The sequence below is a fragment of the Desulfobacter curvatus DSM 3379 genome, assembly GCF_000373985.1.
GTDB classification, from domain to species: Bacteria; Desulfobacterota; Desulfobacteria; order Desulfobacterales; family Desulfobacteraceae; genus Desulfobacter; species Desulfobacter curvatus.
Map to the genome: position 1 here is coordinate 1 of NZ_KB893046.1, position 7,973 is coordinate 7,973.

The 7,973-nt window shown below is 47.3% G+C and carries 6 protein-coding genes, 1 pseudogene and 1 CRISPR repeat array; of the genes and pseudogenes, 6 read left to right on the forward strand and 1 reads right to left on the reverse strand.

The genetic code is table 11. The features are described 5' to 3' along the window. The 6 genes and pseudogenes from B147_RS32440 to B147_RS0110365 form a co-directional block, all read left to right on the forward strand. Positions 1-281, forward strand: a pseudogene (locus B147_RS32440) (ISLre2 family transposase); the annotation flags it as partial. Between the two features lie 239 nt (positions 282-520). Then, a complete protein-coding gene (locus B147_RS0110345) occupies positions 521-1,159 on the forward strand; it encodes a hypothetical protein (protein ID WP_157237845.1) in 639 nt (212 codons plus the stop codon). Between the two features lie 7 nt (positions 1,160-1,166). Beyond that, positions 1,167-3,611: a homocysteine S-methyltransferase family protein gene (locus B147_RS0110350; protein ID WP_020587128.1), complete on the forward strand. Its 2,445-nt coding sequence runs from the start codon at positions 1,167-1,169 to the stop codon at positions 3,609-3,611. Continuing rightward, the gene (locus B147_RS0110355; protein ID WP_020587129.1) at positions 3,611-4,081 is read left to right on the forward strand and encodes a MarR family winged helix-turn-helix transcriptional regulator; all 471 of its coding nucleotides are present in this window, start codon (positions 3,611-3,613) and stop codon (positions 4,079-4,081) included. Before B147_RS0110350 ends, B147_RS0110355 begins: the two co-directional genes overlap by 1 nt. 163 nt (positions 4,082-4,244) lie before the next feature. Continuing rightward, positions 4,245-4,550: a putative quinol monooxygenase gene (locus B147_RS0110360; protein WP_020587130.1), complete on the forward strand. Its 306-nt coding sequence runs from the start codon at positions 4,245-4,247 to the stop codon at positions 4,548-4,550. After that, positions 4,547-6,220, forward strand: a complete 1,674-nt coding sequence (locus tag B147_RS0110365; protein WP_020587131.1) for a diguanylate cyclase — start codon at positions 4,547-4,549, stop codon at positions 6,218-6,220. Before B147_RS0110360 ends, B147_RS0110365 begins: the two co-directional genes overlap by 4 nt. Positions 6,221-6,259: 39 nt before the next feature. Here B147_RS0110365 and B147_RS0110370 read toward each other — a convergent pair whose 3' ends face one another. Continuing rightward, positions 6,260-7,090 (reverse strand): SH3 domain-containing protein, encoded by an 831-nt coding sequence (locus B147_RS0110370; RefSeq protein ID WP_020587132.1) that lies wholly within the window; start codon positions 7,088-7,090, stop codon positions 6,260-6,262. A 257-nt stretch (positions 7,091-7,347) separates the two neighbouring features. Further along, a CRISPR array of direct repeats spans positions 7,348-7,969; the repeat unit is 30 nt; unit sequence GTTTCAATTCCACGTTGGTCTGATTAAAAG. The last annotated feature ends 4 nt before the right edge of the window (positions 7,970-7,973 follow it).

A 7,973-nucleotide genomic window follows, 5' to 3' on the forward strand; every position in this document is an offset into this window, starting at 1 on the left:
GCCGGAACAGCAAAGCCATAAGGACAGAACGGGATTATTTTGTACGTAATAGGCACCGTCTTGCTTTCCCAACGGTAAAGGCATTGCATCTGCCGATTGGCAGTGGTGCGATTGAAAGTTCGATTCGAAGAGTTGTCAATTTGAGACTCAAAGGTCCCTGCATTTTTTGGTATAAGGAAAATGCGGAGAAAATGCTCATGCTGCGCTCATACTATAAATCAGGACGATGGAACTGTCTGAAACAAATGGCCAATTCACATATTTCATTGTTAGCTGCATAATCGTGAAAATGGGAATGCGCCCTGTGGAAGAGGCGAAAAAGTGGTATTCAAAAGCTGCTCTAAATGGAGATAAAAACGCAAAAAAAATGTTAGACATGATCCGTTAAGGACCGCATATGAAATAAAGTACACTGTTGCCGATTGGCACAGAAGGGTGTTTGTATTTTACATAAACGGTTACCTTGTGCCAATCTGGGGAAAACTCTTTAATAATAAAAAAAAACTGATATATTAACCCGATGCAGCAGCTTAGAACCTTCCCATATATCCCCTTAAAAGTGCCAAGGCATAAAATCCTTAAACGGCTGGGGTATCAGCGTCACCAAAATGAGATTTCACAGCGGATGATGGCCGAGGTGGACACGTGGATTACCTATGCGGCAGATCATATCCACCTCAAGGCCACGGCCTGCATCAGGGATATACAGATAGACCACGGGAACAACACCGTTGCTTTAAAGCAATCCGATATCGTGTTTGAAAGCGCCAGGTTCACCCGGTTTCTGGGGAAGGCCGATCAGTTGCTCATTATGGGCATTACCGGCGGTCAGGCGGTTGCCGATAAGATTAAACAGCTCCAGGAAGACAAAAGGATGACCGGGGCCGTGATCGTGGATGCTGCAGCATCTGAAATAGTGGATGAAGGATTTGACTGGCTGATGGCATTGTTTAACAAAGAGCTGGTCAGGGAACGAAAGGCCTTGAAATTAAAACGGTTTTCTGCCGGTTATGGGGATTTTGACATCCGGTTTCAGGCAGATGTATATCAAATTCTTAAAATGGAAACGCTTGGGGTGGCTATAACGGACACCTGTATCCTGATGCCGGAAAAAAGCGTTACCGCGTTTTGCGGTATTTCAAAAGTGACAGGGGAGTAGAGACAACATGGGGGAAAAAGACAAAAGCATACTGGATATTATTAATAAACGAATTCTTATTCTGGACGGTGCCACCGGCACCGAGATGCAGAAACGCGGTCTGCCGCCGGGGGGCAGTCCGGAATTGTGGTCCATGGAGAATCCCGAGGTCTCGGCCGACATATACCGCGCCTATGCCCGGGCAGGTTCGGATATGCTTTACACCTGCACTTTTGGGGGCACCCCATGGAAGCTTGAAGAATTCGGCGCTGCCGATAAAACAGAGCAGATCAACTGCAAGATCGCAGAAAATGCGGTTAAAACGGCGGATGAGCTGGCGGAACGGGAAGGCATCCGTCCGCTCATCGTCGGGGATATCGGCCCCTGCGGCCGGTTTATCATGCCCTTTGGCGACCTTGATTTTGAACAGGCCATCCAGGGATTTAAACGCCAGGTAAAGGGGTTGATTGACGGCGGCGTGGATCTTTTTATTATTGAAACCCAGATTGATATCCAGGAAAGCCGGGCCGCCCTGCTTGCGATTAAAGAACTTTGCGGCGGGTTTACCATGGTCTCAATGACCTTTGATGAAACCGGGCACAGTTTAAACGGCACCACACCCGAAGCCATGGCGGTCACCCTTGAAAGTTTAGGTGCCGATGTGGTGGGTGTTAACTGCTCCACCGGTCCCAAAGAGATGCTTAACGTCATCCGGCGTATCCGAAAGATGGTGCAGATTCCGGTGATGGCCAAACCCAATGCAGGGATGCCCGTCATAAAAGACAACGAAACCGTATTTCCCATGGGTGCCGATGAATTCAGCACGTTTGCACACCCTTTTGCCGAAGCCGGCGTCAATATCATGGGTGGCTGCTGCGGTACCACGCCTACGCATATCGCCAAATTGGCCCAAAGCATGGAAGAGCTTGTGCCTTTGGAAAGAAAGCCGGTGGAAACAGCCATGCTCTCCTCGGCGACCCAGGCGCTGATTACGGGTTCAAACAGTACCATCCGTATTATCGGTGAGCGCATAAACCCCACCGGCAAAAAGATCCTGCAGGGGGAACTGAAAGCGGGGAACATGGCCTATGTGCGTAAACTGGCCCGGGACCAGGCCGCAGCCGGTGCCGACCTGCTGGACATCAACGCGGGCATGCCCGGAATTGATGAAAAACAGACCCTTTTAGATATCATTTCAAGTGTGGTGCCGGTGGTCAATCTGCCCCTGGTCATTGACTCCTCTGATCCGGGTGTGGTGGAAGCGGCCGTACGCTACTACCCGGGCCGGGCGTTGATCAACTCAATTTCAGCTGAAAAAGAAAAACTGGATAAACTTTTGCCGGTAGCGGCCAAATATGGTTCCATGCTCATTGTACTGCCCCTGGCCGACAATGAATTGCCGGACAAGGCAGAGCGAAGAAAAGAGCTGGTCATGGAGATTGCCGAACGGGCCGCTGTTTATGGCTACAAAAACAAAGATCTGGTTGTGGACGGGCTGGTCATGACCGTATCCAGCAATCCCCAGGCTGCCAAAGAGACCCTTGCAACCGTTAAATGGGCGTCCGAACAGGGGTTTGGCACGGTCCTCGGCTTGTCCAACATCTCCTTTGGGCTGCCCGAACGCGGCTGGGTGAATGCCTCCTTTTTTGCCATGGCTGCCGGTGCCGGGCTCTCCTGGGCCATTGCCAACCCGTCCCATGAACTGTTGATGAATACCAAATCAGCCTCTGATGTGTTAACCGGCCGGGACCGGGATGCCTTGTCGTACATTCAGCGATTTGCCAAGGATAAAAACGCGGAAAACAAAAAAGAGACAACCGCCAAAAAAACAGCGGATCTGCCCGTGGAAGACCAGATTGTAGAGGCGGTGATTGAAGGCCGGAGAGAGGATATTGAACGGCTTTGTAATCAAGCCCTTGAAAAGGGGATAGCCCCGTCCGAACTGCTGGAAAAAAAGATGATCCCGGCCATTATGACCGTGGGGGAATACTATGATGCAAGAAAGTATTTCCTTCCCCAGCTCATTGCCAGTGCCGAGACCATGCAAAACGGATTTGCCGTGCTTGAACCCGCCCTTCAGGCTTCCGGTTCCAAGGAAAAAAAGGGCACGCTGGTCTTTGCCACGGTTCAAGGGGATATCCATGACATTGGAAAAAATATCGTGGTGCTGATGCTCAGAAATTTCGGGTTTGATGTGGTTGATCTGGGCAAGGATGTCACGGCCGAAGATATTATTGAGGCGGCAGTGACCCACAAGGCCGATCTTATCGGGCTGTCCGCCCTGATGACCACCACCATGGTCCGTATGCCCGAGGTCATTGACCTGGCAAAGAAGAACGGGCTTGAATGCAAGGTCATGGTGGGGGGTGCCGTGGTGACCCGGGAGTGGGCCGAATCCATTGGTGCGGAATATTCTTCCGATGGTGTTGAAGCGGTCAATGTGGCGGCCCGGATCTGTATGGACAATAGATAGTGGACGACTACAACAAGATTATTGACCAATCCATTGGTTATCTTGTGGGCCGGTTATCCCGGGCTATCATAAAACGGCTGTCAAAAAAATTTCAGGATGCCGGAATTGATGTCAGTTATGAGCAGTGGAGCATCCTTGTTCATCTTTACCGCCGGGACGGGCAGACCCAGCAGGCCCTTGCCCGGACCGCGGTTAAGGACAAAGCTGCTGTTACCCGCCTTTTGAATGGGCTTGAGAAAAAAAATATTGTGCTCAGGATTCCTGACCGGAATGATAAACGCAGCAACCTTGTTTACCTGACAAACAAAGCCAAAGAATTAAAACCCCATCTTGTCGGTTTTGTCGAAGAAATGTTGGATGAAGCAGCGCAGGGAATTGATCCGGATGAAATGACCCGATGCAGAACAACCATCAATCATATATTTGAAAATTTTGACCGCCTGAACAATTCTGCCTTGCCTGAAAAATAGCCTTACAAACATCCGTCAGGCCGCTTTGGGTCGCCAAAGCCGTGCTGACCGTCTATCATTGCGGATGAACGTGGTTGTCATCCGGATTTTTTTAGTCTATTCTTTTTTTCAAAAGCGAATTCCAACCGCTGAAAATAAAATCTTAAGAGTAAGGATGTTAACCATGATCAGCGTGATTGCATCAATTCATGTTAAGGACGGTCAATTAGACAAATTTATTGAAATTTTTAAATCCAATGTGCCTGCTGTTCTTGGGGAAAAGGGATGCATTGAGTATATCCCCACGGTTGATATGCCTACAGAGCTCCCGCCCCAGGAAGTGGATAAAAATGTAGTTACCATTATTGAAAAATGGCGCAGTGTAGAGGATTTAATGGCCCATTTATCATCTGTGCATATGCTCGAATATAAAGAAAAAACCAATGATATTGTTGAGTCGATGACTGTTAAGGTCTTGACAGAAGTATGATTCCAAAGCAATCCATGGGCAAGCGGAAAAATAAAAACAAATATCTGTTTAGTATCAGGAACCGAATTTTTGTCTTTGCGGTATTGGTCACGGCAATACCGTCTTTATCCATGGGACTTTTGCTCCAGAACATGCTGCAAACCACGCTGGAGGGAAAGGTTAAGCAAAAGTTTGTCGATTCTGCACAGATTATGGAAAGGGAACTTTCCCTGTGGCTTAAAAAGCGGGTTTATGATCTGACTGTGTTTTCCAATGCGTCAATTGTATCGGAAGCCGTCACGGCTTATCTTAAAATGCCTGAAGAAAGGGCGGATGACGGTAAGAACCGGGTACCAAATATCAAGATACTTGAAACCTACCTCAGCACATTGCAGCATCAATTTAAGGGGTATGTCCGGATTTTTGTTCTTTCCAGGACCGGCTCTGTGATCGCCGCCTCCCAAAGCGGCGGCCGTGACCGGCCGTTTACCTTTCCTGATGACTACATCGAACAAATCTCAGACAGGCAATGGTTCAAGGGACGCGCATATATTGATTCAAGGGATAAGTCGCCCCTTATCCTGATCGGCGTTCCTCTTTTTCTGGATCAGCTTTATGAATATGAAACATTGCTGGCCATTGAAGTCAGACTTACCGGATTGCTGTCTTTATTGGATCCGGCGAAGTTTGGAGACTCTGGTGACTGGACCTATCAATCCCTTGTGGATATAAAAACAGGCCGGCAGTTTCTGTACGGCAGGGGGGCCAAAAAAGTTCTCAGTAAAATCAACCTGTCACCTTTCGGTGACAGGCAACCGCTTCGTGAATATGCCAACGGCATGGGTGAGCGATTAATGGGGTTGGTTGTTCCGTTCCGAGAACTGGGATGGGGTCTTTTTATTGCGGAAAATTATGAAAAGGCGTTTTCCGGTATGATCCATGCCCGCCATCGAAATATTATTATTGTCTGCTGTTTTAGTGTTCTTATGGGTATTGTGGCTTATTTGTTGACCCGGCAGATCATGGTGCCGCTGTCGGCTTTGACCAGAGGGGCTGAAAGGGTGGCCGAAGGTGATCTGGATGTCCGGCTTCCAGTGCGCCGCAACGATGAGATTGGTTTTGCAACGACTGTTTTCAATGAAATGGTCGCTAATTTGAAGCTCAGCAAGACAAAACTGGAGCAATTGGCGACCACTGATCCCCTGACGGGTTTGAATAACAGAAAACAGGTGATGGGTATCCTGCGTGATCATTACGCGTATTACCGCCGGTATAAAACAGCGTTTTCCGTATTGATGCTTGACGTGGATCACTTTAAAGTTGTTAACGATACCTACGGACACCAGGCCGGTGATACCGTATTAAAACAGGTGGCCGAAATTTTTAATGAAAATCTGCGTAATGTCGATTCTGCCGGCCGGTACGGCGGGGAGGAATTCCTTGTGATCCTTGCAGAATCCGGGGTGGATGAGTCCATCCAGGCGGCGGAACGTATCAGAAAAGCCGTTGCAAGCCATACATTTATTCATGAAGAGCAAGAGATTCAGGTCTATATTTCCGTTGGTATCAGCAGAATCCAGAACCAGGACAGGGATGAACAAGAAGTCGTCGGTCGAGCCGATATGGCACTCTACCGTGCCAAGGATGAGGGACGAAACCGGGTTGTTTACCAGGCTGCTGACGACCAATAAATAGGTTGTGGGCGGATCTGAAAATTGTTGCGTTGGGGTTTAATAAAGAAGGGATAGATGAACCCAGCCGATCTCGTCAGTTTCTGCTAATTTGACTTTCACCCAATTTTGTTTATGACCGATGGCAATCACGCGGCTTCCTTCCTGAAGTACTTTTTTGACATCCGCTTTTATGGACGGGCCGTTCCGGAGATTCCCGGTTGTAAATAATTTCATTTGTAAGGGCGTTGAAAAAAAGATTTCTTTTTCGGCGGCAGGATCGGCTATGCTGCTATCTTTATCTATATCAATGCCTTTTGCCTGGGCCATAGCCTCTCTGGACAAGTAGGCTGCACTTTCATAGTTTCCTTTTGCCAGTTCATGTTTACCCTCTTGAAGGTTTTCTAATGCCCTTTTCCGGATAATTTTTTGCGGCTCATCCAAGGGCTTTTGAGCCAACGTGCTGATAACGGCCGTGGCCTCGGCGATAAGGGTGGCCGCTTCCAGTTTGCTGCCCCGGGTCGCAAGTTTAGCCTTGCTTTGCGAGAGTTCTTTGATCAGTTTTTCATTGACCTGCCGGCAGGCATCAGTTTCTTTATGCTTTATGAGCAATGTTTGTTGTAATTTTTTTGAAAGCAGTTTCTGCTCCGCCAGCTTGAAGGTCAGCTCCGCATTTTGTTTTTCTAATTGGAGGATTCGTGAATCATCGACGGCCGTATTTTTTTTCTCTATTTTTTCTGATTTGCAGGCCTGAGAATTATCGACGACCGTTACAGGCTTTTCCACTGTACAGGATGAAAAAAAAAGCAGTGCCAACAGGCCGACAGCCGACCTTGTAATGTATTGGAACTGCATACCCTTACTGCCGATACTGAGTGTTTTTTGAGTCATATATTTGTTGTGGTTCCGTAATTTGATATGGATTAAACGGCTCAACACATTGAATCGTTACGTATGCATCGTAAGATAACAGATTGCTTCTTGTCAACAAAAGTACGAAAATCTTCGGAACAAAAAATTTTAATTTTGAAAGGGTTAGACAATTTTATCCCCCATGGCACCAACCTCTATTTTGTGAGACGCCTTAAAAGTCATTTTTGAACCCCAAAAAACTTGGGCGTTTGCAACGAACAATCAGGAGGGAAGGCGTTTCAATTCCACGTTGGTCTGATTAAAAGCCAGCCTGGACAGATGCCCCCCGCAGGTCAGGCTCCGTTTCAATTCCACGTTGGTCTGATTAAAAGTAAATCAATTTCAAGTTGTGTCAATCTGCCTTCAGGGTTTCAATTCCACGTTGGTCTGATTAAAAGCCACACATCAGACTTCCTATTCTTTAACCAAAAGATTGTTTCAATTCCACGTTGGTCTGATTAAAAGCTCATCCAGGTCCGCTTCCACTACCACGAAAGCTCTGGTTTCAATTCCACGTTGGTCTGATTAAAAGTGGGAAGCGTATTCATTCAATTGTTCATCCAACCCTGTTTCAATTCCACGTTGGTCTGATTAAAAGACAATGGATACTCCATTAAATTATGCTTTTAACCCGTTTCAATTCCACGTTGGTCTGATTAAAAGAACCGATTGTATGGTGTATTCACACGTTGTTTTAGGTTTCAATTCCACGTTGGTCTGATTAAAAGATGGGTGGGTCACAACCTGGGATGATATCAATGATTGTTTCAATTCCACGTTGGTCTGATTAAAAGCATGTGTAATGAATTTAACAATACAGCCAACAGAGTTTCAATTCCACGTTGGTCTGATTAAAAGGACT

Bases quoted from the DNA above. Each gene is read 5' to 3' on its own strand.
- B147_RS0110360 (WP_020587130.1), top strand. From the start codon at position 4,245: ATGATCAGCGTGATTGCATCAATTCATGTTAAGGACGGTCAATTAGAC.
- B147_RS0110350 (WP_020587128.1), top strand. From the start codon at position 1,167: ATGGGGGAAAAAGACAAAAGCATACTGGATATTATTAATAAACGAATT.
- B147_RS0110365 (WP_020587131.1), top strand. From the start codon at position 4,547: ATGATTCCAAAGCAATCCATGGGCAAGCGGAAAAATAAAAACAAATAT.
- B147_RS0110370 (WP_020587132.1), bottom strand. From the start codon at position 7,090: ATGACTCAAAAAACACTCAGTATCGGCAGTAAGGGTATGCAGTTCCAA.
- B147_RS0110345 (WP_157237845.1), top strand. From the start codon at position 521: ATGCAGCAGCTTAGAACCTTCCCATATATCCCCTTAAAAGTGCCAAGG.